Source organism: Bradyrhizobium sp. SBR1B (assembly GCF_014198205.1).
Classification (GTDB): Bacteria; Pseudomonadota; Alphaproteobacteria; order Rhizobiales; family Xanthobacteraceae; genus Bradyrhizobium.
Map to the genome: position 1 here is coordinate 78485 of NZ_JACIHC010000013.1, position 24591 is coordinate 103075.

At 64.9% G+C, this 24591-nt stretch carries 24 protein-coding genes and 1 pseudogene; 19 read left to right on the forward strand and 6 right to left on the reverse strand.

Annotated elements, in window-relative coordinates; translation table 11 throughout:
• Nucleotides 1-579 precede the first annotated feature (579 nt).
• A complete protein-coding gene (locus GGD61_RS27420; RefSeq protein ID WP_092252812.1) occupies nt 580-2088 on the forward strand; it encodes a replicative DNA helicase in 1509 nt (502 codons plus the stop codon).
• Nucleotides 2089-2134: 46 nt separating this feature from the next.
• The gene (alr, locus tag GGD61_RS27425) at nt 2135-3412 is read left to right on the forward strand and encodes an alanine racemase (protein WP_177236942.1); all 1278 of its coding nucleotides are present in this window, start codon (nt 2135-2137) and stop codon (nt 3410-3412) included.
• A 143-nt stretch (nt 3413-3555) separates the two neighbouring features.
• Here alr and GGD61_RS27430 read toward each other — a convergent pair whose 3' ends face one another.
• On the reverse strand, nt 3556-3777 hold the full coding sequence (locus GGD61_RS27430; protein WP_092252808.1) for a cysteine rich repeat-containing protein: 222 nt from the start codon (nt 3775-3777) through the stop codon (nt 3556-3558).
• A 40-nt stretch (nt 3778-3817) separates the two neighbouring features.
• On the opposite strand from GGD61_RS27430, the gene GGD61_RS27435 reads away from it, so the two are divergent.
• Nucleotides 3818-4588, forward strand: a complete 771-nt coding sequence (locus GGD61_RS27435; RefSeq protein ID WP_092252806.1) for an exodeoxyribonuclease III — start codon at nt 3818-3820, stop codon at nt 4586-4588.
• A 277-nt stretch (nt 4589-4865) separates the two neighbouring features.
• On the opposite strand, the gene GGD61_RS27440 is transcribed toward GGD61_RS27435, so the two are convergent.
• Nucleotides 4866-5234: a GFA family protein gene (locus GGD61_RS27440; RefSeq protein ID WP_038946492.1), complete on the reverse strand. Its 369-nt coding sequence runs from the start codon at nt 5232-5234 to the stop codon at nt 4866-4868.
• Nucleotides 5235-5437: 203 nt separating this feature from the next.
• Nucleotides 5438-6214, reverse strand: coding sequence for a potassium channel family protein (locus tag GGD61_RS27445; protein WP_092253073.1), 777 nt, complete (start codon nt 6212-6214; stop codon nt 5438-5440).
• 462 nt (nt 6215-6676) lie between these two features.
• Here GGD61_RS27445 and GGD61_RS27450 point away from each other — a divergent pair, with 462 nt between their 5' ends.
• From GGD61_RS27450 to GGD61_RS27525, 16 genes and pseudogenes are all read left to right on the forward strand, one after another.
• Nucleotides 6677-7417, forward strand: coding sequence for a FadR/GntR family transcriptional regulator (locus tag GGD61_RS27450; RefSeq protein WP_092252804.1), 741 nt, complete (start codon nt 6677-6679; stop codon nt 7415-7417).
• A gap of 39 nt (nt 7418-7456) precedes the next feature.
• Nucleotides 7457-8371, forward strand: a pseudogene (locus GGD61_RS27455) (NAD(P)-dependent oxidoreductase); the annotation flags it as partial.
• 10 nt (nt 8372-8381) lie between these two features.
• The gene (locus GGD61_RS27460; protein ID WP_092252800.1) at nt 8382-9065 is read left to right on the forward strand and encodes an amino acid ABC transporter permease; all 684 of its coding nucleotides are present in this window, start codon (nt 8382-8384) and stop codon (nt 9063-9065) included.
• A 7-nt stretch (nt 9066-9072) separates the two neighbouring features.
• Nucleotides 9073-9741, forward strand: a complete 669-nt coding sequence (locus GGD61_RS27465) for an amino acid ABC transporter permease (RefSeq protein WP_026201880.1) — start codon at nt 9073-9075, stop codon at nt 9739-9741.
• A 1-nt stretch (nt 9742) separates the two neighbouring features.
• Nucleotides 9743-10498 (forward strand): amino acid ABC transporter ATP-binding protein, encoded by a 756-nt coding sequence (locus GGD61_RS27470; RefSeq protein ID WP_092252798.1) that lies wholly within the window; start codon nt 9743-9745, stop codon nt 10496-10498.
• Nucleotides 10499-10518: 20 nt separating this feature from the next.
• A complete protein-coding gene (locus GGD61_RS27475; protein ID WP_092252796.1) occupies nt 10519-11313 on the forward strand; it encodes a transporter substrate-binding domain-containing protein in 795 nt (264 codons plus the stop codon).
• 67 nt (nt 11314-11380) lie between these two features.
• Nucleotides 11381-11827: a ribose 5-phosphate isomerase B gene (gene rpiB, locus GGD61_RS27480; protein ID WP_018317596.1), complete on the forward strand. Its 447-nt coding sequence runs from the start codon at nt 11381-11383 to the stop codon at nt 11825-11827.
• A 13-nt stretch (nt 11828-11840) separates the two neighbouring features.
• A complete protein-coding gene (locus GGD61_RS27485; protein ID WP_092252794.1) occupies nt 11841-12758 on the forward strand; it encodes a ribokinase in 918 nt (305 codons plus the stop codon).
• Between the two features lie 57 nt (nt 12759-12815).
• Nucleotides 12816-13544: a sulfite exporter TauE/SafE family protein gene (locus GGD61_RS27490; RefSeq protein WP_092252792.1), complete on the forward strand. Its 729-nt coding sequence runs from the start codon at nt 12816-12818 to the stop codon at nt 13542-13544.
• Nucleotides 13545-13560: 16 nt separating this feature from the next.
• On the forward strand, nt 13561-15009 hold the full coding sequence (gene radA / locus GGD61_RS27495) for a DNA repair protein RadA (protein ID WP_092252790.1): 1449 nt from the start codon (nt 13561-13563) through the stop codon (nt 15007-15009).
• A gap of 167 nt (nt 15010-15176) precedes the next feature.
• Complete coding sequence (locus GGD61_RS27500; protein WP_018317599.1) at nt 15177-15806, forward strand: CvpA family protein; 630 nt, start codon at nt 15177-15179, stop codon at nt 15804-15806.
• A gap of 27 nt (nt 15807-15833) precedes the next feature.
• Entirely contained in the window at nt 15834-17357 is a 1524-nt protein-coding gene (purF, locus tag GGD61_RS27505; RefSeq protein ID WP_018317600.1) for an amidophosphoribosyltransferase, read from the forward strand.
• A 10-nt stretch (nt 17358-17367) separates the two neighbouring features.
• Nucleotides 17368-17721 (forward strand): immunity 8 family protein, encoded by a 354-nt coding sequence (locus GGD61_RS27510; protein ID WP_092252788.1) that lies wholly within the window; start codon nt 17368-17370, stop codon nt 17719-17721.
• A 68-nt stretch (nt 17722-17789) separates the two neighbouring features.
• Nucleotides 17790-18530: an SDR family NAD(P)-dependent oxidoreductase gene (locus GGD61_RS27515; RefSeq protein WP_092252786.1), complete on the forward strand. Its 741-nt coding sequence runs from the start codon at nt 17790-17792 to the stop codon at nt 18528-18530.
• A gap of 79 nt (nt 18531-18609) precedes the next feature.
• Complete coding sequence (locus GGD61_RS27520; RefSeq protein WP_092252784.1) at nt 18610-19752, forward strand: hypothetical protein; 1143 nt, start codon at nt 18610-18612, stop codon at nt 19750-19752.
• 169 nt (nt 19753-19921) lie between these two features.
• Nucleotides 19922-21148: an ABC transporter substrate-binding protein gene (locus GGD61_RS27525; RefSeq protein ID WP_018317603.1), complete on the forward strand. Its 1227-nt coding sequence runs from the start codon at nt 19922-19924 to the stop codon at nt 21146-21148.
• Between the two features lie 154 nt (nt 21149-21302).
• On the opposite strand, the gene GGD61_RS27530 is transcribed toward GGD61_RS27525, so the two are convergent.
• The 3 genes from GGD61_RS27530 to GGD61_RS27540 are packed head-to-tail and all read right to left on the reverse strand — an operon-like array spanning nt 21303 to nt 24539.
• On the reverse strand, nt 21303-22559 hold the full coding sequence (locus GGD61_RS27530; RefSeq protein ID WP_183231596.1) for a TCR/Tet family MFS transporter: 1257 nt from the start codon (nt 22557-22559) through the stop codon (nt 21303-21305).
• Nucleotides 22556-23938, reverse strand: coding sequence for a ribosome biogenesis GTPase Der (gene der, locus GGD61_RS27535; RefSeq protein ID WP_183231597.1), 1383 nt, complete (start codon nt 23936-23938; stop codon nt 22556-22558). The genes GGD61_RS27530 and der overlap by 4 nt, the downstream gene beginning before the upstream one ends.
• Before the next feature lie 49 nt (nt 23939-23987).
• A complete protein-coding gene (locus tag GGD61_RS27540; RefSeq protein ID WP_092252780.1) occupies nt 23988-24539 on the reverse strand; it encodes a hypothetical protein in 552 nt (183 codons plus the stop codon).
• Nucleotides 24540-24591 lie beyond the last annotated feature (52 nt).

The window sequence follows — 24591 nt, forward strand, 5'->3', positions numbered from 1 at the left end:
TCTGGCCGCATCGCCTGCCTCGTTCCCTGTTGACGGATCGCGGGAGACAATTCCCTCCCCGCCTGCCTGTTCCCGTCTTACCCCCGAAAGATTCCGGGGAGATGTGATCCAATTCACATAAGTCTGGTCGGGCCTGGCCTAGACCGTCGCCATGAGCAAAGAGACCCAAACCTCATTCGACGTGCAGGACGACCTCCGCACCGATTACGCCCTGATCGTTACCGGCGTCGGGGCGGCTCTGGTTGCGCTGGTCTACCTCCTGCTGGTCTGAAGGCGAGCCCAAGGCCGCCAGCGTGCGTCATTTCGCGCGCCTCCGGATTCGTCTGCGCGCCCATCCATCAGGTTCATGCCATAAGGTTCATGGTTTCAGGATTTTTCCATGGTGCGGGCGCGGCCGCTTTCCAGGCCGGGACGAGTTCCGCAAAAATCCGTCAAGCGCGACGCGTGCTGCGAGCGCTAATCATCCACCATTTTAACTGAGCGGTTGATAGCGGTCAGCTTTCGCTTCCGCTTTGCACCGAGGCGGCGCTTTATCCCGGCCCCGCATCCGCCCAAGAAAATTGCTAAGCACGTCCGACCATGGCCCTGACTGATTCGAACGTCCTCAAACTCGCACACGAGCCCGGAACTCCCGCCTATCGGAGCGCGCCGCATAATATCGAAGCGGAACAGAGCCTGCTGGGCGCAATCCTGGTCAACAACGATGCGTTCTACCGTGTCTCCGACTTCCTCGAGCCGAAGCATTATTTCGAGCCGCTGCACCAGACCATCTACGAGACTGCCGGCAGCCTGATCCGGATGGGCAAGATCGCCACGCCCGTGACGCTGAAGACGTTCCTGCCCGCCGACACCGATGTCGGCGGTATGACCATCGGGCAGTATCTGGCGCGCCTCGCGGCCGAAGCGACCACCATCATCAATGCCCAGGACTACGGCCGCACCATCTATGACCTTGCGCTGCGACGCGACCTCATCGGCATCGGCGAGGACATGGTCAATGTCGCCTATGACGCCCCGGTCGATTTCGCGCCGCGAGCGCAGATCGAGGACGCCGAGCGCCGTCTCTACGAACTCGCCGAATCCGGCCGCTATGACGGCGGATTCCAGAAATTCTCGCAGGCGCTGGCGGTCGCTGTCGATCTCGCTGCAAAGGCGTTCCAGCGCGACGGCAAGCTGTCCGGCATCTCGACGGGCATGCGCGACCTCGACACCAAGATGGGCGGCCTGCAGCACTCCGACCTCATCATCGTCGCGGGCCGTCCCGGCATGGGCAAGACCTCGCTGGCGACCAACATCGCCTACAATGTCGCGCAAGCCTATGTGCCGGAACTCCAGGCCGACGGCACCACGAAGGCCGCCAATGGCGGCGTGATCGGCTTCTTCTCCTGTGAAATGTCGGCCGACCAGCTCGCGACCCGTATCGTGGCCGAGCGCACCGGCGTTCCCTCCTCCCACATCCGCCGCGGCGGCATCTCGGAAGCCGATTTCGAAAAGATCCGGGAGGTCTCGATCGAGCTGCAATCGCTGCCGTTCTATGTCGACGCGACCGGCGGCCTGTCGATCGCGCAGCTGATGGCGCGCGCGCGCCGGCTGAAACGGCAGAAGGGCCTCGACCTGCTTGTGATCGACTACATTCAGCTGCTGTCGGGCTCGGGCAAGCGGAGCGATAATCGCGTGCAGGAAATCACGGAGATCACGACCAGCCTGAAGGCGCTGGCGAAGGAACTCAACGTTCCCGTCATCGCGCTGTCGCAGCTTTCACGACAGGTCGAATCCCGCGACGACAAGCGGCCGCAGCTCTCGGACCTTCGTGAATCCGGCTCGATCGAGCAGGACGCCGACGTCGTGCTGTTCGTGTATCGTGAGGAATATTACCTCGCCATGAAGGAGCCGCGCCCGGGCACGCCTGAACACGAGAAGTGGCAGCTTGACATGAGTCTTGCGCACGGAAAGGCCGAGGTCATCATCGGCAAGCAGCGTCACGGCCCCACAGGCACCGTCGACCTGGCCTTCGAAGCCTCGGTCACGCGGTTTGGCGACCTCGCCCCTGACAGTCAGCTTCCGGTTCGCAGCGGCAACGACTACTGAGTTCCTTGAACAGGACCTGCCTCTTGCGTAAAACGGCGTCATGACAATGGCGTCCGACCCGAAAACCATCTCACAATCCGGCCTTCTCTCCGCGGAGGCCAACCAGGCTGCCGCGCTCGCTGCCTATGGCGGCGTGCTGACCGTCGATCTCGACGCCATCATTGCCAATTGGCGCAAGCTCGAGAAGACCGCGGTACCGGCCGAATGCTCGGCGGTGATCAAGGCCGACGCCTATGGCTGCGGCGCCGCCGAGGTCGCGCGCGCGCTGAGCAAGGCCGGCTGCAAGACCTTTTTCGTCGCCACCATCGAGGAAGCGCGCAAGGTGCGCGCAGCCGTGCCGGAACCCACGATCTACGTGCTCGGCGGCTATTTCCAGAACACCGGCGAGCACTACGCCAAGATCAATTGCCGTCCGGTCATCGGCGATCTCAACGAGCTCGCCGAATGGGACGTGTTCTGTCGCCGCACCGGCTGGACCGGGGGCACGGCGGTTCACATCGACACCGGCATGAACCGGCTTGGCCTGACGCTATCGGAAGCGCAGGCCATCATCCCCCGCATCAATGCCGGCGATCACGGCATCACGCTGGTGATGAGCCATCTGGTCTCGGCCGAGCAGCTCAACAGCCCGGTGAACGCCAAGCAGCTGGCAGCCTTCCGCGGCATCGCCAGCGAATTCTCCGGCGTGCCCGCGGCGCTCGCCAATTCCTCCGGCATCTTCCTCGGCGCGCCCTTCCAGTTCGATATGGTGCGGCCGGGCGCTGCGCTCTATGGCGTCAACCCGACGCCGGAGGCCGACAATCCGATGCAGCCGGTGGTCGACCTCAAGGCGCGCATCGTGCAGATCCGCACCATCGAACGCGGCGAGACCGTCGGCTATGGCGGCACCTGGACCGCGCGGCGGCCGACGAAACTGGCGATCATCGCTGTCGGTTATGCCGACGGCTATTTCCGCGCCGCCAGCTCCAATGACGGCACCCGCGGCGCCGAGGTTATCGTCGCCGGCAAGCGCTGCCCGGTCGCCGGCCGCGTCTCCATGGATCTGATCGCGATCGACATCACCGATCTGCCGCCGAACGCAGCGCGGCGCGGCCACATGGTGACGCTGCTCGGCGAGGGCATCACCGTTGACGAGCTCGCGCATCATTTCGGCACCATCGGTTATGAGGTGCTGACCAGCCTCGGCCACCGCTACGCCCGCCTCTACAAGGGCGGCAATGTGGAGGAGCCGCTGGTGAAGCCGGCTCCGGCGAGCACGGCAGAGCAACCGCCCTCCCCGCCGCCGATCGAGCAGCCCGCGGCCCCGCCGCCGCTACCGGGCTGAACTTTCGTGCCCCGGACGCGGCGCAGTGCGCTGCACTTTGCGGCGTAATGCTGCTGGGCCGGGGCCCATCTCTCAATAGCGCACCGTGTCGCCTTCTAGGTCCCGGCTCGCGCTGCGCGCGTCCGGGACACGGAAGGGATCGCTTACTTCTTCTTCCTGTTGTCCAGCGCCGCCTTGCAGGTCGCGCTGAGCTGGTCGTGCTTGTCGGTGAGGCAGGCGACGACGCGCCCTCCACCCGGCGCGATGCCGGCGCAGAATTTGTCATAGTCTGCCTTGCACGCGCCGCGCGGGTCGGAAGATTGTGCCGACGCGGCCCCGGAGAACGCGAGGGCGACGATGATGGCGGCAAAGTTCAACTTGGACATTGTATCTCCGGGTACGGAAGGCAGGAGCCGGTAGCTCTACATGAAGATCGCGACATTCAACATCAACAACGTCAACCGCCGCCTGCCCAATCTGTTGGCATGGCTGCGCGCCGCAAAGCCCGATGTCGTCGCGCTTCAGGAATTGAAGGCAAGTGATGGCGAATTTCCGGCGGCCGCGATCGAAAAGGCCGGCTATGGCGCGGTGTGGCGCGGACAGAAGGCCTGGAATGGTGTCGCGATCCTCGCCCGCAATGCAGAGCCCATTCTGACCCGCGACCGCCTGCCGGGAAAACCGAGCGATCTCGAAGCCCGCTACATCGAAGCCGCCGTGCGCGGGATCATCGTCACGAGCATCTACCTGCCGAACGGCAATCCGCAGCCGGGACCGAAATTCGACTACAAGCTGGACTGGTTCGCGCGCCTCAGGCGCCACGCCAAGAGCTTCATCAAGCAGGATCTGCCGGTCGTGCTCGCCGGCGACTACAACGTCGCGCCTACAGAGATCGACATCTATCCGACGCGCTCATGGGACAAGGATGCGCTGATCCAGCCAAAGAGCCGCGCAGCTTTTGCTTCGCTGGTCGAGCAAGGCTGGTGCGATGCGATCCGCGAGCTGCATCCGGACCAGCGCATCTACACGTTCTGGGACTACAAGCGGAACCGCTGGCCGCGCGATGCCGGGCTGCGGCTCGATCATCTCCTGCTCAGCCCTGCTCTCGCCCCGCGCCTGGCCAAGTCCGGCGTCGACAAGAAGATCCGTGGCGAGGATGGCGCCAGCGATCACGCGCCGGCATGGGTGGTGTTGAAGTAACCTCAATGGTGGGCAAAGCGACTTGTCCGCCGTAGCTCGACGAGCGAAGGCGGAAGCGTGCCCACGCAATCCCGGCTTACGGAGACAGATGGTGGGCACGGCGCAAGTGCGCCTTTGCCCACCCTACGAGATCACGCGAGTTCAGCGCCCGTAATAGTCCACACCGTCTCCCACGCCGCCTTTTGCAGAAGCTGCGCCGTCCCCGCATCCAGCCCCATGGTGTAGGAACTGTCGACAAGAGCACGAACGTGCTGCGGACATCGGCGCGCATGCATGCTCACCACAAGTTCTTGCCGTCGATCATGTTGACTGGCACCGCCTCCAGATCGAAATCGTCGAACAGGCGCGCGTTCACCGCGACCTTGGGATTGTCGAAATCCGGCTTGCCGGTCGACCAGTCCGGCGACTCCGAATAGGTGCCGCAGCCGCAGCTTGCACAGAAATGATGTTTGACGGTGCGGCTACCCCAAAGATAGGTCGCGACATTGTCCGGCGGTGACAGCAGACGAAACTGCGCCGGCGTGTAATAGGCCCACAGCGCGCCGCGCTTGGCACAGAGCGAGCAGGTGCAGCGCGTCACGCTCGAAGGCACCTCCGTCACCTCGAACACCGTCTCACCGCAATGACAACTTGCCTCGATCGGCATGACCCGCTCCCCGTTGTGTCAGAGCTGGGGCATAGCCAGCTCCTGCTGCCAACATGCTGTCAGCAGCAGGACGCCTCAACCAAAATATGAAAAACAACCCCATACACAGTAGCCGACCGCTGTCGGATCAATGAGTTACTGATTCCGCAATTCGACCTGCCTGCCGTCGGGCAAAACACCGGCACGATGCCTCCGTCGGGGATTCAGGTGGCGCCTTCGTCGGGAATATTGAGAACAACGCCACAGGCCTTGCAATGCACGGCGTCGGCATCGTGCCTCTGGAGCCCGCAAGCCGGGCACGGAAATCGCACCTTGTGGGGACTGAGGAGAGCGCGTGCGAGATTGAAGAACAGCGTCACGCCGAAGATCATGATCACGACGGTGATGAGACGACCGAGCGTGCCCGGCAGGGTAATGTCGCCAAAGCCGGTCGTTGTCAGCGCCGTGACGGTGAAATACAGGGCATCGGCATAGTTCCGGATCTCATCGTTGCGAAACTTCTGAGTCTCGTAAACGATCCCGGTCATGACGAAGATGAAAACGGCCAGGTTCGTGACGGCGAAGATGACGTCTTCGTTGCGACGGAAGAACGGAGAATCGATGCGCAATCTCACCAGCATCTGGTAGTCGCGAAGCAGGCCCAACGTTCGCAGGATCCGGAAAAAGCCGCCCGCCTCGCCGGCAAGCGGTGCCAGGAACGACACGATCGCAACCATGTCAGCCCAAGTCGCGAGTTGACTGAATTTTCGAAACGGATGCCGATCGACCAGAAGCCGCGCCGAGAAGTCGGCAAGTAACGTGACGCCGAACAGGACGTCGAGCGTTTCAACGATCTCACTGGGAGGCAGGAACGAGGTTGCAATGATGAACAGCACCGTCACGATGTCGAAGGCGAGCAGCGCGTAGCGGAAGCGCACGCCGCTCGGCGTTGCGCCCTCGTAGAGGCGACGGACATTGCTTCTGAGAGAAGTGAGGGTCACGGCATCATGATCGCGGTTTGCACGAATGATGGCAACCCGGAGAGCGCGCCGCAACGTGACCAATGACCATTTCTTCAAGATGCGTTTTCCGAAACTCCGACCGCAATGGGTGTCAGTATCGCTGCGAGGATCGTCCGCTGAGTTGAAGCCGACGCGATCGACATTGTTGCGGATGTCGGATCGGTAACTCGTCGTTGTCGAGAATGAACGTCTTCGTCGAATAGGTGCTGCCAAGGTCGATGTGGAGATAGTCGAGCTTCGCCGTCCAGTTTGCCGCGAGCGCCGCCTCGATGCCGCCCTGACGACCCGATCACGGACTGGGCGATGTCGACATCGACGGCCAAAAGCGGCTCCGCTGGTGGACCAAGGTCGGAACCGAGGCCGGCTTGAGAGCTGAACCTCTTGACCTCGGCCCATTGGTCAGCATACTGGTCTGACCAAGATCAGACCAGTGGGACGGAAATGGAGCTGAAGCGGGCCACCGAAGGCGAAAAAGGGTTCGAGAAGGTGTTCGCCTTCCTGCGCGAACGCCTGCTTGCGGGCTCGCTCAAGCCCGGCGACCGCCTCATCTCGGAACGCGAGCTGGCAACTCTCCTGGGCGTCAGCCGGCCGATCGTGCGCGAGGCGCTACGCGCCCTCACCGTGCTCGGCATCGTCGAGATCCGCGACCGCATCGGCACCGTGGTGACCCGGCCGGACGTGTCGGTGCTGAACGACTTCTTCACCTTCGCGCTGGCCCAGCAGGCCGACATGCTCGACGACGTCATGCAGGCGCGCGTCGCGATCGAATGCCAGGCGATCCGCCTCGCCTGCGAGCGCGCCAACATTGCCGATTTCGAACGCCTGCAGCGCGCGCTCGTGAAGATCGGCGAGACGATCGACGAGGCCGATGCCGGCGGCATGGCCGATTTCGACTTCCACCGCGCCATCGTCGTCGCCTCGCATTCGGAGACGCTGACGGTCCTGCATGGTTCGTTGGCCGGCCTGTTGACGCATTCGCATCGCAGCCGCCGTGAGCTGGTGCAGGCCTTCCCGTCGATGAAGACCTATCTGATCGACGATCACCGCCGCATCTTCGAGGCCGTTATCGCGCGCGACCCGGAGCGGGCGGACGCGACCCTGCGCAAGCATTTTGCCATCGGCGACGAGTACCGGCGGCGCGCCATCGTCGGCGACATCGACAAGACCAGCGCCTCGGGATGATCGCGGCAGCGCGATCAACCAAGAAGCCAATCAACCAAGAAACGGACTGATCACATGGGACGGAACGACAAGGGCAATGTCGGCTTCATCGGCATCGGCACGATGGGCCGAGAGATGGTGCGCAACTTGCTGAGGGCCGGCCACGCAGTTCGCGTGTTCGATCTCAATGAGGCGGCACTTGCCGACAGCGCCAGGGAAGGCGCGACTCGCGCCGACAGCCCTGCCGATGCCGCGCAAGGCGCCGACATCGTCATCACCATGCTGCCCGACACGCCCCATGTCGAGGCGACCATCTACGGCGAGCACGGCCTGCTGAAGTCGCCGCCATCAGGCAAGCTCATCGTCGACATGAGCACGATTTCGCCGGTCGCGGTCCGCAAGATCCACGCCGACCTGCAAAAGGGCGGCGTCAGCTTCGTCGACGCGCCGGTCTCGGGCGGGCCGGTGGGCGCCAAGAATGCCGCGCTCTCGATCATGGCCGGCGGCGACGCCGACGCGTTCGCCAAGGCCGAGCCGTTCTTTCGTGCGATGGGCACCACCATCACGCATGTCGGCGCGTCCGGCGCCGGCCAGACCGTCAAGCTCTGCAACCAGCTGATCTGCGGCATCAACATCCAGGCGATCTGCGAGGCGCTGGCGCTTGGCCGCGCTTCGGGCCTCGATCTCAATCTGCTGCGCCGGGTGCTGCTCGGTGGCTCCGCCGCCTCCTGGATGCTCGACAAGCTCGGCCCCCAGATGATCGCCGGCGACGTCTCCGCCGGCTTCCGGATCGATCTCCAGCTCAAGGACCTTCGTCTGGTCCAGGAGCATGCGCAGGCGCTCAGCGTGCCGCTCCCCGGCACCGCGCTCGTGACCAGCCAGTATGTCGATGCGCGCGCGCATGGCGAAGGAAGCAACGGCAACCAGGCGCTGTTCCGCGTCTACGACCGCATGACCAACCAGACAACCGGCTGAACGGGCGCCGATGAGCCTTCAACTCGACTTTCCCGCAGTGCTGGAGCGTTGGACGAGCTTTCTCGCCGGCGCCGTCCTCACGTTGGAGCTTGCCGCCTTCGCGACGGTGCTCGGCGCCCTCCTCGGCACGCTCGCGGCGGTCGGGCGCGGAACGCACAACGCGCTGATATCAGGCCCCTGCAAGGTCTATGTCGAGACCATCCGCAACACGCCGCTCTTGGTGCAGATCTTCCTGGTCTATTTCGGCCTTGCCAGTCTGGGGCTGAAATTCTCCGCTTTCGCGGTGGCCGTGGCCGCGCTGACGATCAATGTCGGCGCCTACACCGCCGAGATCATGCGCGCCGGCTTCGAGGCGATCCCGCGCGGACAGATCGAGGCGGCCGAGGGCCTGGCGCTGTCGCGCCTCCAGATCTACTGGCACATCATCCTGTTGCCGGCGATCGAGAAGGTCTATCCGGCGCTGACCAGCCAGTTCGTGCTGCTGATGCTGGCCTCTTCGGTCTGCTCGCAAATCTCGGCCGAGGAGCTCACCGCCGTCGCCAACTACATCCAGTCGGATACCTATCGCGCGTTCGAGACCTACATCATCGTCGCAGTTCTCTACGTCATCCTGTCGCTGGTGATGCGCGCCGGCTTCTGGGGTCTCGGCCTCGTGCTGTTTCCGCGCCGTCGCCGGCTCGGCACGCCATTGTGAGATGATCATGGGCGGACATCTCAACATCAATCATCTGATGTTCCTCGGCCAGGGCGCGCTGTGGACCATTGGCCTGTCGGTGATCGCGCTGATCGGCGGCGGCATCGTCGGGTTCGTGATCGCGCTCGCGCGGATCTCGCCGCTGAAATCGGTGCGGATCGCCAGCGCCGTCTATGTCCAGCTCATCCAGGGCACGCCGCTGCTCGTCATCCTGTTCCTGGGCTATTTCGGTCTCGCCGCGATCGGCCTCAAGGTGTCGCCGCTCGCTGCGGCCGGCGCCTCGCTGACGCTGTACGTCGCCGCCTATCTCGGCGAGATCTGGCGCGGCTGCATTCAGTCGGTGCCGAAGCCGCAATGGGAGGCCGCCGAAGGCCTGGCGCTGAGCCGGACCCAGCGCATGATGAAAGTTATCCTGCCACAAGCCATTCGCATCGCGACGCCGCCCACCGTCGGCTTCATGGTGCAGATCGTCAAGAACACCTCGCTCGCCTCCGTCGTTGGCTTCGTCGAGCTGATGCGCTCCGGCCAGATCGTCAACAACTCGCTGTTCGAGCCGTTCGCCATCTACGCCATCATCGCCGTCATCTATTTCGCCATGTGCTATCCGCTGTCGCTGTTCAGCCAGAGGCTGGAACGGCGGATGGGGCGTGGCAGATCCAACCTCGCGCCAGCCTGACATGCAACAGAACCCCTCCTCCGATTCAATCGTGTCGCTCCGCGACGTGCAAAAGAGCTTTGGCTCGCTCCGGGTCCTCGATGGCGTCAGCTTCGCAGTCGAGCGCGGCGAAGTGCTGGCGCTGATCGGCCGCTCAGGCTCCGGCAAAAGCACAGCGCTGCGCTGCATCGACCGTTTCGAGAAGGTCGACGGCGGCGAGATCGTCGTTTGCGGGCATCGGGTCGACCGTCCCGACGTCGATCTGCGCGCGCTACGCCAGGACGTCGGCATCGTGTTCCAGAGCTATAACCTGTTTCCACACCTGACAATCGAGCAGAACATCACGCTGGCGCCCTGCGCGGTGAAGGGCCTGGCGCACTCGCAGGCCAAGGACCTCGCGCGAAAAGTGCTGGCGCAAGTCGGGCTCGAGGAGAAACTGCACGCCTATCCGGAGCAATTGTCGGGCGGCCAGCAGCAGCGCGCCGCGATCGCGCGCTCGCTCGCCATGCAGCCGAAGGTGATGCTGTTTGACGAGGTCACCTCTGCGCTCGACCCCGAGCTCACCGCCGAAGTGCTGAAGGTGATCGAGCAGCTGGCGGCGGACGGCATGACCATGGTGATGGTCACGCACGAGATGGGCTTTGCCAAAGGGATCGCCGACCGGATCGTGTTCATGCACCGCGGCAAGGTTCACGAAACCGGCCCCGCCTCGATCCTGACATCGCCGACGACGCCGGAACTCACGCAATTCGTGGGCACCGGAAATCTAAAATCATAACAGGGAGAGGAGAACTAGGGATGACCAACAAGACACTGCTTGGGACCGCCGCCGCGCTGCTCGGCCTCGTCATTTTGTCCACCACGCCGGCATCGGCCGACCTGCTCGACGACGTGATGAAGGCCAAGAAGATTCGCATTTCAACCGACCTTGCGATTCCGCCCTCGGGCATGATGGATTCCAGCATGAAGCCGACCGGCTCCGACGTCGAGGTGGCCCAGCTGCTCGCCAAGGACTGGGGCCTCGAGCTCGAATTCATCCAGACCACCGGCGCGACCCGCATCCCGAACGTCCTGACCGGCAAGGCCGACATCATCATCTCGACCCTGTCGGTGACGCCCGAGCGCGCCAAGGTCATCGACTTCACCAAGCGTTATGCGACGCTGCAATCCGACGTCGGCTGCCTCAAGTCGATGAACGTCAAGGACTGGCCCGACCTGAAAGGCAAGACCATCGGCGTTTCGCGCGGGACCACGCAGGATACCACCCTGTCCAACATGAAGGACAAGGAGCTGACGATCGCCCGCTATGACGACGACGCCACGGAAGTCACGGCGGCCGTCTCCGGTCAGGTCGATTGCGTCGGCACATCGGCCACGATCATCAACCAGATCGGCGTCAAGAATCCCGCCCGCATCTTCGAGTCGAAGATTCCGCTCGCAACCTTCGACCTCGCCATCGGCCTGAAGAAGGGCGAGCAGCGCCTGATGGACAAGCTCAACGGCTGGATCACCGAGAACGTCAAGAACGGCAAGCTCAACGCGATCTACAAGAAATTCCACGGGGTCGAGCTGCCGCCCGACATGCGTAGCTGAACGAAGAGAAGCCGTGACAGCCGCTTTCCGGCTGTCACGGTCAATGCAAAATCAAGAAGGACACCACATGCGTCTCGTCATCGGATCCGACCACGCCGGCTGGCCGCTCAAGCAGACCGTCATCGACCACATCCGCAAGCTCGGCCACGACATCGTCGATGTCGGCTCCCATGACGACAAGCCGGTGGACTTCCCCGACATCGCGCGGGCCGTGGCGCAGAAGGTGACGTCGGGCGAAGCCGCGCGGGGCATCATGGTCTGCGGCACCGGGGTCGGAGCCTCGATCGCGGCCAACAAGATGAAGGGCATCCGCGCCGCGGTCTGCCACGACGTTCATTCCGCCCATCAGAGCGTCGAGCACGACGACGTCAACGTCATGTGCATCGGCGCGCAGATCGTCGGCGCCTGGCTCGCCGTGGATCTCGTCTCGTCCTACCTCTCCGCGGAATTCTCGACCGACGAGGATTTCCGCCGCCGGGTCGAGAAACTGCGCGTCATGGACGAGCAAGGCTGAAGGCCTCTCCGCCATGATCCTGGTGTTCGGATCGCTCAACATCGACCTCGTCGCGAAGGTCCCGATCATTCCCGGCCCCGGCCGGACGGTGCTGGCGCCGTCCTACCAGACGCATTTCGGCGGCAAGGGCGCCAACCAGGCTGTCGCCGCCGCGCGGATCGCGCGACCGGGTCAAGTCCGGATGGCAGGCCGCGTCGGCCGGGACGGGTTTGGCGACAGCGCGATCGAGAACCTCCGGACAAACGGTGTCGACGCCGATCTCATCGCCAGGGCCGACGAGCCGACCGGCTGCGCCTTCATCACGGTCGATCAGGCCGGCGAGAATGCGATCACGGTGGCGAGCGGCGCCAACATGGCCGCGAGTGCCGGAGATCTTGGTGCCGCACTCTTCACGCCCGACACGGTGCTGGTGCTTCAGATGGAAGTGCCCTTCGCGCAGGCGCTCGAGGCTGCGCGCAGGACGACATTGGCCGCCGGCACCGTCGTCTGGAATCTCGCGCCCGTCCCGGAGAGGATGACCCGCGAGATGGTGACAAAGCTTCTTGCCGTGACCGACCATCTCCTCGTCAACGAGCACGAGGCGCAGGACGCGGCCGCAGCCATCGGCATCGTCGCATCCGACTACGAAACCGCAGCCGCCGAGCTCGCCAGGGCCGGCGACCTCACCTGCATCGTGACCGCCGGTGCGCAAGGCGCGCTGGCCGTGACGGCCGACGGCACCCGCCTGCGTGCGCCCGCCCCGCGCATCACGCCGGTGGACACGACCGGCGCTGGCGACACCTTTGTCGGCGCGTTTGCGGCCATGCTGAGCGAAGGCGTGTCGCTGCAGATTGCGCTCGATGTGAGCTGCGAAGCCGCCGCATTGAAATGCCTCAAAGCCGGCGCCCAGACCGGCATGCCGATGCGCAGCGCAATAGGTTCCCTCGCCTAGCACGAATCGCCCATATCGCTGCCCGCGGCTAAACTCTCCCGATTCGTGGAGAGCGTTTTGGCCTTCCTCTTCGTCCTCACCGTCGGCCTCGTCGCCGGCACCATCTCAGGCATCGTCGGCACCGGCTCGTCGATCATGCTGATGCCGGTGCTGGTCTACGCCTATGGGCCGAAGGAGGCGGTGCCGATCATGGCGGTGGCGTCCGTGATGGCGAACTTTTCGCGGATCCTGGCCTGGTGGCGCGAGGTCGACTGGCGGGCCTGTGCGGCCTACTCGGTCACGGGCATTCCGGCGGCCGTGCTCGGCGCACGGACGCTGCTGGCGCTGCCTTCGCATGCGGTGGATCTCGCCATCGGCATGTTCCTGATCGCGATGGTGCCGGTGCGGCACTGGCTGGCGCGGCACGACCTCAAGGCCAATCTTTGGCATCTCGCCGTCGGCGGCGCCGTGATCGGCTATCTCACCGGCATCGTGGTCTCGACCGGCCCGCTCAGCGTGCCGCTGTTCCTGTTCTACGGACTCAGCAAGGGCGCTTTCCTCGCCACCGAGGCGGCCTCCTCGCTCGGCCTCTACTTCGCGAAATCCGTGACCTTCGAGCGCTTCGGCGCCTTGACCGGCGATGTCTTCATGAAGGGGCTGATCGCGGGCGCCTCGCTGATGTCGGGCGCCTTCATCGCAAAACGCTTCGTGCTGCACCTGAAGCCGGACGTGTTCCGCCTGCTGATGGACGCGATCATGGTCGCGGCCGGGCTCTCCATGCTATGGAACGCGACGCAATCTCCCTGAGCACGATTGACGCCCCATGGCCAAGAACACCCTTTCCTTCGTCTGCCAGAACTGCGGCGCGGCCTATAACCGCTGGCAGGGCAAGTGCGAATCCTGCGGCGAGTGGAATACGCTCGCGGAAGAAGACACCAGCGGCAGCGTGCCGGTGTCGATCCGCTCCAAGCGCAAGGGACGAACGTTTGCGCTGGAGAGCCTCTCGGGGAAAACCCAGGATGCGCCTCGCCTGTCCTCCGGGATGACCGAGCTCGACCGCGTCACCGGCGGCGGCTTCGTCCGCGGCTCGGTGCTGCTGGTCGGCGGCGACCCCGGCATCGGCAAGTCGACATTGCTGACGCAGGCCACCAGCATGATGGCACGCGCCGGCCACCGCATCGTCTACATCTCCGGCGAAGAGGCGGTCGCGCAGGTGCGGCTGCGCGCCGAACGGCTGGGGCTGTCGGATGCGCCGGTGCAGCTCGCCGCCGAGACCTCGGTCGAGGACATCGTCTCGACGCTGTCGGAGGGCGCGGTGCCGCGGCTGATCGTGATCGATTCGATCCAGACCATGTGGACCGACACGGTGGAATCCGCGCCCGGCACCGTCACGCAGGTGCGCGCCTCGGCACAGGCGCTGATCCGCTTTGCGAAGAAAACCGGTGCGGCCATCATCCTGGTCGGCCATGTCACCAAGGACGGCCAGATCGCCGGCCCCCGCGTGGTCGAGCACATGGTCGACGCCGTGCTGTCGTTCGAGGGCGAAGGCTCGCAGCAATTCCGCATCCTGCGCGCCGTGAAGAACCGTTTCGGCCCGACCGACGAGATCGGCGTGTTCGAGATGACGGGCCTTGGCCTGCGCGAGGTCACCAATCCCTCCGAGCTGTTCCTGTCCGAGCGCGATCTCGGCACGCCCGGCACCGCAGTGTTCGCGGGAATCGAGGGCACGCGGCCCGTCCTGGTCGAATTGCAGGCGCTGGTGGCGCCGACCTCGCTCGGCACGCCGCGGCGCGCGGTGGTAGGCTGGGATCAGAGTCGGCTCTCGATGGTGCTGGCGGTGCTGGAGGCCCATTGCGGGGTCAAGCTGTCGGGCCACGACGTCTATCTGAACGTGGCGGGAGGCCTGCGCATCCACGAGCCCGCGGCCGACATGGCCGCCGCGGCCGCGCTGGTGTCCTCCCTGGTTAATGCGCAGTTACCCACCGATGCGGTCTATTTCGGCGAGATTTCACTTTCTGGCGTGATCCGGCCGGTGGCGCAGACCCCGGCCCGGCTCAAGGAGGCGGTCAAGCTGGGCTTCAAGCGCGCCGTGCTGCCCGAATCGGCCCGAGGCGGGGATGCCGGCGGTGACGCCGGACTGGCCCTGAATGCGGTCAACAGCCTGACGACATTGGTCGCAGAGATTGCCGCCAAGGGCTCCCGCCGGGGCGAATCGAACGCGCCGGCAGAGAAAAACGCCACACCGGCAAGATTCCGCCGTGGAGAGGGTTAGGTGGAGGTGACGTCGGAGGCCCCCGCCGCTATACAGCCGTCACAAAAGCAGCATGGGATTGCGTGGTTGCGGCCTTGCCGGGAACGCCGTCTGCCCCTCTTTTAGGGCAGCGGCCAAACACCGATTCGCTAGAGCACCTTCGACGTACGAGCGGACCAGACCAGCCGATGCCAGTAACACTCCTCGACCTGATCCTGCTCGGTGTGATGCTGATCTCGGGCCTGCTTGCCATGGTCCGCGGCTTCATGCGCGAAATCCTGTCGATCGCGGCCTGGGGCGCCGCGGCGATCGTGACGCTGTACTCGTTCTCGAAGCTGCTGCCGACCGCCAAGACCTATTTCAACAACGACACCGTCGCGAGCGTGGTCGTGGTCGCCGGCGTGTTCGTGGGCACCCTGGTCGTGGTTTCCGTGATCACGGTCCGGATCTCCGACATGATCCTGGATTCCAGGATCGGTGCGCTGGACCGCACCCTCGGCTTCCTGTTTGGCCTGGCTCGCGGGCTTTTGATCGTCGTGGTCGCCTTCCTGTTCTTCACCTGGCTGGTTCCGGACAAGCAACGCCCGGACTGGGTGACGGGGGCCAAATCCCGCGTCGTGCTCCAGGGAACCGGGGATTGGCTGATGGCCCTCTTGCCTGACGACCCCGAGAACACCATCTTGAAGAGATTCAAGAAAAACAAACCAGATGATGATCAAGCTGAATCCGAGCAGCAGCCTTCGGGCAGTGGTGACGGATACAGTAAACCTGCTCGTGACAGTTTGAAGAAACTGATCGAGAAACCTGCGGCGCGTTGATTGCCCTTAAAGAGAGGCGCGGACGAGATGCGACACCCTGACCAGGACGCCCAACTTGATCTCGATCCAAACGCCGGTCCGGGCCCGGCCGCGCTAGAGGTTCAGGACGACCTGGAAGGAGATACGCTGCGCGAGGAATGCGGCGTCTTCGGCATCTATGGCCACCCGGACGCCGCCGCCATCACCGCGCTCGGCCTTCACGCCCTTCAGCATCGCGGCCAGGAGGCCGCCGGCATCGTCTCCTACGACGGCAGCCGCTTCCACAGTGAACGCCGCCTCGGGCTCGTCGGCGACACCTTCTCCCGCCGCGAGGTGATCGACCGCCTCCCCGGCAATATGGCCGTCGGCCATGTCCGCTATTCCACCACCGGCGCCACCATCCTGCGCAACGTGCAGCCGCTGTTCGCCGAGCTCAATGCCGGCGGTCTCGCGGTCGCCCATAACGGCAACCTCACCAACGGCCTGACGCTGCGCCGCGAGCTCGTGAAGCACGGCGCGATGATGCAGTCGACCACCGACACCGAGGTGATCCTGCATCTGGTCGCGCGCTCCAGGCGCGCCCGCTTCATCGAGCGCTATATCGACGCGCTGCGCGAGATCGAGGGCGCCTATGCGCTGGTCTCGCTGACCAACAAGAAGCTGGTCGGCGCGCGCGATCCGCGCGGCATCCGTCCCCTGGTGCTCGGCGAGCTCGACGGCTGCCCGATCCTGACCTCGGAGACCTGCGCGCTCGACATCATCGGCGCGCGCTTCATCCGCGACATCGAGCCGGGTGAAGTCATCGTGTTCGACGAGAACGGCCAGGACATCCACAAGCCGTTCCCGCCGATGGCGCCGCGTCCCTGCATCTTCGAATACATCTATTTCGCCCGCCCGGATTCCATCGTCCACGGCCGTTCGGTCTACGAGGTGCGCAAGGCCTTCGGTGCGCAGCTCGCGCGCGAGAGCCACGTGCCGATCGACGTCGTCGTGCCGGTGCCGGATTCCGGCGTCCCCGCCGCGGTCGGCTACAGCCAATATTCCGGTGTGCCGTTCGAGCTCGGCATCATCCGCAACCATTATGTCGGCCGCACCTTCATCCAGCCGACGCAGGCGATCCGCGAATCCGGCGTGCGCATGAAGCATTCGGCCAACCGTGCCGCGATCGAAGGCAAGCGCATCATCCTGATCGACGACTCGCTGGTGCGCGGCACCACCTCGAAGAAGATCGTGCGCATGATGCGCGATGCCGGCGCCAAGGAAGTGCACTTCCGTCTCGCCTCACCGCCGATCCTCTATCCCGATTATTACGGCATCGACCTGCCCGATCGCGGCGGTCTTCTCGCGGCGACGCATTCGCTGGAGGAGATGCGCGAGATCATCGGTGCCGACTCGCTCGCCTTCCTGTCGATCGACGGCATGTACCGCGCCATGGGCGAACCCGGCCGCGATCCTGCCAATCCAAAATTCTCGGATCACTGCTTTACCGGGGCCTATCCGACCCACCTCACCGACCAGACCCAGACCGAGCAGCAGCCCCGGCAGCTGTCTCTGCTGGCGGAGGCGAGCTGACGGCGCGAGTATGGTCGTCGTCGCCAACCTCAGGCACTTGTCGTGCAGCGACACGCCGTCGCTGGAGACATTTCGGCCTGAAGGGCCATTCGGCATCTACATCCTCGCAATGGTTGGCCCTGCTGGCGAGCCAGGCGAGGAGTCCTTTGGATTCACTTTGTGCACACCGGAATGGTTCGCGGAGAACATGAAAGACACTCATGTCCCGGGACGACACTTCCTATTCGTCAAGGAATACGACTACCCCGCGCTAGAGCGGTACGTGCGGGGCTATTGCCAGAAATGCATGGGTAACAGCTGGAAAGAGACTGCCGAAAAAGTTGGCCTCTTCGGCTCCTGGGAGTTCGAGAACTACACGCCCTGACCGGGTATGTGCTCGGATTCCGCTTCAACCGGGCTTGTCCCGGCCATCCACCGCTGTAAAACCCTGCCATGACAAAACCCCTCGCTGACCGTATCGCTCTCGTCACCGGCGCCTCGCGCGGCATCGGCTATGCCACCGCCATCGCACTCGCCAAGGCCGGCGCGCATATTGTGGCGGTGGCGCGCACGCAAGGCGGGCTGGAAGAGCTCGACGACGAGATCCGGAAACTCGGCGGCAGCGCCACCTTGGTGCCGCTCAATCTCACCGATTCCGACGGCATCGCGCGACTGGGCGCCGGCCTGCACGAACGCTACGGCAAGCTCGACATCCTCGTCGGCAATGCCGGCGTGCTCGGCCCCTCCTCGCCGATCGGTCATATCGAGCTGAAGACCTTCACCGACGTGATGGCCGTCAACGTCTCCGCGAACTTCCAGCTGATCCGCTGCATGGAGCCGCTGCTCAAGCAATCCGATGCCGGCCGCGCCGTGTTCATCACCTCGGGCGCCGCCAACAAGGCGACCGCCTATGTCAGCCCCTACGCGGCGTCCAAGGCCGCGCTGGAGACGCTGGCTCGCGCCTGGGCGCAGGAGACCGCGAACACGAAGCTGCGCGTCAATCTGTTCAACCCGGGACCGGTCCGCACCCGCATGCGCGCGACGCTGATGCCGGGCGAAGACCCGGCGACGCTCGACACGCCCGAGCAGGTCGCCGAATTCATCGTGCCGATGTGCGCGCCTGACTGGACCGAGACCGGCAAGTTCTATGACTACAAGACCCGCAGCCTGATGAGCTTCCGCTCCCCGGCCTGATTGACTTGACTGCCTCCCCGCGATTGACTGCCCGCGCGTAAGCGGCAGCAAGCCGCACGCCAACAAAAGGGAGGTTGCCATGGCGCCATGGCACGATCGCGCAGGCTCTGCGTCTGCGCTCGCACGTCACGCTCTCTCCATTCTGATCGCAGCCGTCGCCTTTGCTCTTCCGGTTGCGTCGAATGCTGGCGACGTCCCGACTTTTGCGGTCGATCCCTCCTGGCCAAAGCAGCTGCCGAACAACTGGATCCTCGGCCAGGTCGGCGGCATCACCGTCGACTGGCAGGGCCATATCTGGGTGATCCATCGCCCGCGCTCGCTTACCGACGACGAGAAAGGCGCAAGCCTCAATCCGCCGCGCTCGAAATGCTGCGTGTCGGCGCCGCCCGTGCTCGAGTTCGACGTCGACGGCAATCTGCTGCGCTCATGGGGCGGTCCCGGGCAGGGCTATGAATGGGTTGGCCGCGAGCACGGCATCGAGGTCGACGAGCGCGGCTTCGTCTGGGTCGGCGGCAATGCCGACAACGACAACGCCATCGTGAAGTTCACGCTCGACGGCAAATTCGTCGCCCAGATCGGCAAGTTCGCCCCGAGCCTGGGCAGCAACGATACGACGCAGCTCGGCAAACCCGCCGAGACCGCGCTCGACAAGGAGGCCAACGAAATCTACGTCGCCGACGGCTATGGCAACCGCCGCGTCATCGTGTTCGATGCGACGACGCTGGCCTACAAGCGGCACTGGGGGGCCTACGGCAACAAGCCCGATGACAACAAGCAGGCGCCCTACGATCCCAAGGCGCCGGCATCGCAGCAATTCGGCAACCCCGTCCACTGCGTGAAGCTCGCCAATGACGGCCTCGTCTATGTCTGCGATCGCATCAACAACCGTATCCAGGTGTTCAAGAAGGACGGCAGCTTCGTGAAAGAGTTCTTCTTCGAGAAGAACACGCTCGGCAACGGCGCGGTGTGGGACATCGCGATCTGGCCCGATCCGAAGCAAACCTATCTGCTCAGCGCCGACGGCGAGAACAACGAGATCCGGGTCATCAAGCGCGAGGACGGCAGCGTGGTCGGCAGCTTCGGGCATAACGGCCGCAACGCCGGTCAATTCCACTGGGTGCACGCCATGGCGATCGACGCCGGGGGTAACGTCTATACCGCCGAGGTCGATACCGGAAAGCGCATCCAGAAATTCAAGCTGACATCGGACGCGCTCAAATAGCGTCTCAACGCATTTTTCCCAAAAAGTTAACCGACGGATGACGCTACGACGCAGCGTCATCCGGCTTTAGGCGCATTGCCGCCGGCCCTGGGACAGGCTAGAGCCAATCAGCCGGAACAAGGCTCCGCAAGAGAGCAGTCCGCATATTTGACAATGGAGGAAACCTTTTATGACGACGACGTTCGCGCGCCGCTCCGCCGCCCTTCTGGCCTGTGCCGCCTTCGGTTTTGCAACATCCGCCTACGCGCAGGACAAGACCGTCAAGATCGGCGTGCTCAACGACATGTCGAGCCTCTATGCCGACATCGGCGGCCCCAACTCCGTGGTTGCGATCAAGATGGCGGTCGAGGATTCCGGCTTGCTCAAGAAGGGCTGGAAGATCGAGGTGCTGAGCGGCGATCACCAGAACAAGCCCGACGTCGGCGTCAACATCGCCCGGCAGTGGATCGACAACGACAAGGTCGATGCGATCGCGGACACGCCGAGCTCCGGCGTCGCGCTGGCGGTCAGCAACCTCGTCAAGGAAAAGAATGCAGTGCTGCTCAATTCGGGCGCTGCCACCGCGGATCTCACCGGCAAGGCCTGCACGCCCAACACGGTCTCCTACACCTATGACACCTACATGCTCGCCAACGGCACCGGCAAGGCGCTGACCAAGGCCGGCGGCGACAGCTGGTTCTTCCTCACCGCCGACTACGCGTTCGGTCACGCGCTGGAGCGCGACACCAGCGCCGTCGTCACCGCCAATGGCGGCAAGCTGCTCGGCGGCGTCAAGCACCCGCTCAACACCGCGGACTTCTCCTCCTTCCTGCTCCAGGCGCAATCGTCGAAGGCCAAGATCATCGGCCTCGCCAACGCCGGCGGCGACACCACCAACGCCATCAAGCAGGCGGCCGAGTTCGGCATCGTCCAGGGCGGCCAGAAGCTCGCGGCGCTGCTGCTGTTCATCAACGACGTGCACTCGCTGGGGCTCAAGACCGCGCAGGGCCTGACCTTCACCGAATCGTTCTACTGGGACCTGAACGACAAGACCCGCGAATGGTCCAAGCGCTTCTCGGCGCTGGCCAGCAAGAACGCGATGCCGTCGATGACCCAGGCCGGCAACTACGCGATGGTGCTGCACTATCTCAAGGCGATGGACGCGCTCGGCGGCAATCCGCATGACGGCGCCAAGGTCGTCGCCAAGATGAAGGAGCTGCCGACCGACGATCCGCTGTTCGGCAACGGCCCGCTGCGCCAGGACGGCCGCCGCCTCATCCCGGCCTACCTGTTCGAGGTGAAGAAGCCCGAGGAGTCGAAGGGGCCGTGGGACTATTACAAGCAGATCGCCACGATCTCCGCCGAAGACGCAGCAAAGCCGCTCAAGGACAGCGATTGTCCGCTGGTGAAAAAGTAAGAGTGTAGCGGCATCCCGGGGCGATGCGAAGCATCGAACCCGGGATCTCGCGCGGCATTCTCCGCTGCCGTAGGGTGGGCAAAGCGAAGCGTGCCCACGACTTCTTGCTATCACGAACAGATGGTGGGCACGGCGCTGCGCGCCTTTGCCCACCCTACGATCCCGTCTTCGCCCCACCCCGCGTCCGCACCGCGATCGCCACGCAGACCACCATGAGCGCTGCCGCGAGCAGGAACGGTGCGCCGGGCAGGTGCAGCGGCGCGCCGGCGCTGATGAAATAGGAAAAGGTCAGCGTGAACAGGAACGGGCCGACGAGCTGCGACACGCTCTGCACGCTCGCGGTTGCGCCCTGGAGCTGGCCCTGCTGCTCGGCCGCGACCAGCCGCGTCATCAATGCTTGCGAGGCGGCACCCGAGATGCCCCACAGCGCCAGAATGGGAATCCCGATCCAGGACAGCGGCCCGGTCGGCGCAGCGCCCAGGACGACGAAGCCGAGCGCGCCACAACACAGGCCCAGCAACAGCGCGTTCCGCTCGCCGAGCACGCGCACGATCGGGCCGATCGCAAGCCCCTGCACCACCATGGCGCAGATGCCGACCATCGCCAGCGTCAGTCCCACGGTCTTGGAATCCCAGCCGTAGCGATAGGTCGCATAGAGCACGAAGGTCGAGGGCAACACGACATGCGCGACCTGCGCGATGAAATTGACGACGGACAACGCAGCGAGCACCGCATTGGAGCGCAACAGGCGGAGCGCGCCGAGCGGACTGGCACTTCGCCAGCGGAACGGCGCGCGCTTGTCAGGCGCAAGCGATTCCGGCAGGACGAACAGACCGTAGAGGGCATTGGCGAAGCTGAGGGCCGCCGACGCCCAGAACGGCAGGCGCGGATCGATGTCGCCGAGCAGACCGCCGAGCGCTGGCCCCAGGATGAAGCCGGCGCCGAACGCCGCGCCAATCCGGCCGAAGACCGCCGCGCGTCGCTCCGGCGGCGTGATGTCGGCGATATAGGCAAAGGCCGTCGAGATGCTGGCCGAAGTGATCCCCGAGATGACGCGGCCGACGAACAACCACACCAGGGACGGCGCCAGCGCCATCAGCACGTAGTCGGCCGCGAGCCCGAAATTCGACAGCAATACCACCGGCCGCCGCCCGAAACGATCCGACAGCGCGCCGAGCAACGGCGAGAACACGAACTGCATCAGCGCCCAGGCGGTGCCGAACAGGCCGAAGATGCGGGCGGCGTGGGCGGTATCGTTGTCGACGAAGCTCTCGATCAGCTTCGGCAGGATCGGCATGATGACGCCGAGCGCGAGCATGTCCAGGAGGATGGTGACGAAGATGAAGGCGACCGCGCCGCGCTGGACCGGCACAGCGCCTTGCGCCGCCGCCTCGCTGGCGCCGTCACTCACGACGGCCGCTTGCGCTTGTGCGCGAAGGGATTGGCCTTCTCGCGCAAGGTGATGCGCACCGGCGTGCCCGGCAGCTCGAAGGTCTCGCGCATGGAATTGATGAGGTAGCGCAAATAGGACTGCGGCACCGCGTCAGCGCGCGAGCAGAACAGCACGAAGCTCGGCGGGCGCGCCTTGGTCTGCGTGATGTAATTGAGCTTGAGCCGTCGGCCGGACACGGCCGGCGGCGGATTGGCCTGAACCGCCTGCTCGAACCAGCGGTTCAATGCCGACGTCGACACGCGCCGGTTCCAAAGCGCGTAGGCGTCCTGGATCGCCTGCATCAGCCGATCGATGCCCTCGCCCATCAGGCCCGAGACCGCGACGATCGGCACGCCCTTCATCTGCGGCAGCCAATGGTCGGCATCGCGACGCAGACCCGAGATCGCACCGCCCCCCTTGCTCTCCATCAGGTCCCATTTGTTGACGGCGAGCACCACCGCGCGGCCCTCGCGCTCGATCAGATCGGCGATGCGCAAATCCTGCTCCTCGAAGCGGTTCTGCGAATCCATCATCATCACGACGACTTCGGCAAAACGGACCGCGCGCAGGGCGTCGGCGACCGAGAGCTTTTCCAGCTTCTCCTCGATGCGGGAGCGCCGGCGGAGACCTGCAGTGTCGAACACGCGAAACTCGCGGCCCTTCCAGTTGATCTCGACCGCGATGGAATCGCGCGTGGTGCCGGCCTCCGGGCTCGTCAGCAGGCGTTCCTCGCCGAGCAGATGGTTGATCAGCGTCGACTTGCCGGCATTGGGCCGGCCGACGATGGCGACCCGGATCGGGCGCGTCGCGGCCTCTTCCTCGGTGAGCGGCTCGTCGTCCTCGGTCTCGTCGTCGTCGACGGGCTCCGGCATCAACTTGGCGAGCTCATCGTAGAGCTCGCCCATGCCCTCGCCATGCTCGGCCGAGATCTGGATGGGATCGCCAAGGCCGAGCGCAAAGGATTCCATCGCGCCGGCATCGCCATGCTTGCCCTCGCTCTTGTTGGCGACCAGCAGCACGGGCTTGTTGGCCTTGCGGGCGAAATCGGCGAAGGCGCGGTCGGTGGGCGTGAGGCCGACGCGGGCATCGATGACGAAGAACAGCGCGTCGGCCTGCGCGATCGCGGTCTCGGTCTGCTCCTGCATGCGCGCGGTCAGCGAGCCCTTGGCGCCCTCGTCGAGGCCTGCGGTATCGATGATGGTGAATTCGAGATCGCCGAGCCTCGCCTCACCCTCGCGGCGGTCGCGGGTGACGCCCGGCAGGTCGTCGACGAGCGCAAGCTTCTGTCCGACCAGGCGGTTGAACAGCGTCGATTTGCCGACATTGGGCCGGCCGATGATGGCGATCGTGAAGGACATCGGTCATTCGTGCGCTGCCGGGGCTGCGCCTGTCAATCAAAGGAAAAAATTAGCGCGAGAAGCTGCCGCTCGGCAGCGGCGCCGGGAAGCCGCCCTGCGTCTGCTGCTGCGTGGTCTGGGTCGGTTGCGCCTGCTGGACCGGCTGATCCGGCGGCGGCGCAGTGGTGCGCTTGCGGACGATCTTGTGCTTGGGCGGCGGAGCGGCCGTGGCCGGCGCCGCCTCCGGCTGAGCCTCGCCGTCGACTTCGCCGGCGGGCGCTTCAGTCGGTGCTGCCGCTGCGGCGGTCGGCTGCCTCGTGTGCTTCGCCTTGGCACCCTTCGCCGGCTTGGCCGGCTCGGGCGGCGGCTCGGCGGGCAGAGCCGCGACGGCAGGCGCGTTCGGATCGGGCTGCTGCTGCGCGCCCTTGTACAGGTCCTTCGGAACGCCCTGCTCGAGGCCCGGCACACCCTCCGGGAAGACCGGCTTGCGGTCGCCCGGCAGCTTCTTCTTGGTGTCGAGGAAGTCGAGCATATCGCTTGGATCGAAGCTGGAGCAGCCGCCCAGGACGCCCGTGAAGGCGATCAGGACGGCGGCTGCGATCAAGCGTGGCGTGCGGCGCATATCGTGTCTCGTCTAGGTCAGGGAGCCGTCGTCAGCTCTTCTTGCTCAGCTC

What these genes read in the sequence shown, in the direction of transcription:
- GGD61_RS27440 (WP_038946492.1), bottom strand. Translation starts at nt 5,234, where the DNA reads ATGCCGATCGAGGCAAGTTGTCATTGCGGTGAGACGGTGTTCGAGGTG.
- GGD61_RS27450 (WP_092252804.1), top strand. Translation starts at nt 6,677, where the DNA reads ATGGAGCTGAAGCGGGCCACCGAAGGCGAAAAAGGGTTCGAGAAGGTG.
- GGD61_RS27485 (WP_092252794.1), top strand. Translation starts at nt 11,841, where the DNA reads ATGATCCTGGTGTTCGGATCGCTCAACATCGACCTCGTCGCGAAGGTC.
- GGD61_RS27475 (WP_092252796.1), top strand. Translation starts at nt 10,519, where the DNA reads ATGACCAACAAGACACTGCTTGGGACCGCCGCCGCGCTGCTCGGCCTC.
- GGD61_RS27520 (WP_092252784.1), top strand. Translation starts at nt 18,610, where the DNA reads ATGGCGCCATGGCACGATCGCGCAGGCTCTGCGTCTGCGCTCGCACGT.
- alr (WP_177236942.1), top strand. Translation starts at nt 2,135, where the DNA reads ATGGCGTCCGACCCGAAAACCATCTCACAATCCGGCCTTCTCTCCGCG.
- GGD61_RS27525 (WP_018317603.1), top strand. Translation starts at nt 19,922, where the DNA reads ATGACGACGACGTTCGCGCGCCGCTCCGCCGCCCTTCTGGCCTGTGCC.
- GGD61_RS27430 (WP_092252808.1), bottom strand. Translation starts at nt 3,777, where the DNA reads ATGTCCAAGTTGAACTTTGCCGCCATCATCGTCGCCCTCGCGTTCTCC.
- GGD61_RS27540 (WP_092252780.1), bottom strand. Translation starts at nt 24,539, where the DNA reads ATGCGCCGCACGCCACGCTTGATCGCAGCCGCCGTCCTGATCGCCTTC.
- GGD61_RS27510 (WP_092252788.1), top strand. Translation starts at nt 17,368, where the DNA reads ATGGTCGTCGTCGCCAACCTCAGGCACTTGTCGTGCAGCGACACGCCG.
- radA (WP_092252790.1), top strand. Translation starts at nt 13,561, where the DNA reads ATGGCCAAGAACACCCTTTCCTTCGTCTGCCAGAACTGCGGCGCGGCC.
- GGD61_RS27435 (WP_092252806.1), top strand. Translation starts at nt 3,818, where the DNA reads ATGAAGATCGCGACATTCAACATCAACAACGTCAACCGCCGCCTGCCC.
- GGD61_RS27500 (WP_018317599.1), top strand. Translation starts at nt 15,177, where the DNA reads ATGCCAGTAACACTCCTCGACCTGATCCTGCTCGGTGTGATGCTGATC.
- GGD61_RS27470 (WP_092252798.1), top strand. Translation starts at nt 9,743, where the DNA reads ATGCAACAGAACCCCTCCTCCGATTCAATCGTGTCGCTCCGCGACGTG.
- der (WP_183231597.1), bottom strand. Translation starts at nt 23,938, where the DNA reads ATGTCCTTCACGATCGCCATCATCGGCCGGCCCAATGTCGGCAAATCG.
- GGD61_RS27465 (WP_026201880.1), top strand. Translation starts at nt 9,073, where the DNA reads ATGGGCGGACATCTCAACATCAATCATCTGATGTTCCTCGGCCAGGGC.
- rpiB (WP_018317596.1), top strand. Translation starts at nt 11,381, where the DNA reads ATGCGTCTCGTCATCGGATCCGACCACGCCGGCTGGCCGCTCAAGCAG.
- GGD61_RS27515 (WP_092252786.1), top strand. Translation starts at nt 17,790, where the DNA reads ATGACAAAACCCCTCGCTGACCGTATCGCTCTCGTCACCGGCGCCTCG.
- GGD61_RS27420 (WP_092252812.1), top strand. Translation starts at nt 580, where the DNA reads ATGGCCCTGACTGATTCGAACGTCCTCAAACTCGCACACGAGCCCGGA.
- purF (WP_018317600.1), top strand. Translation starts at nt 15,834, where the DNA reads ATGCGACACCCTGACCAGGACGCCCAACTTGATCTCGATCCAAACGCC.
- GGD61_RS27460 (WP_092252800.1), top strand. Translation starts at nt 8,382, where the DNA reads ATGAGCCTTCAACTCGACTTTCCCGCAGTGCTGGAGCGTTGGACGAGC.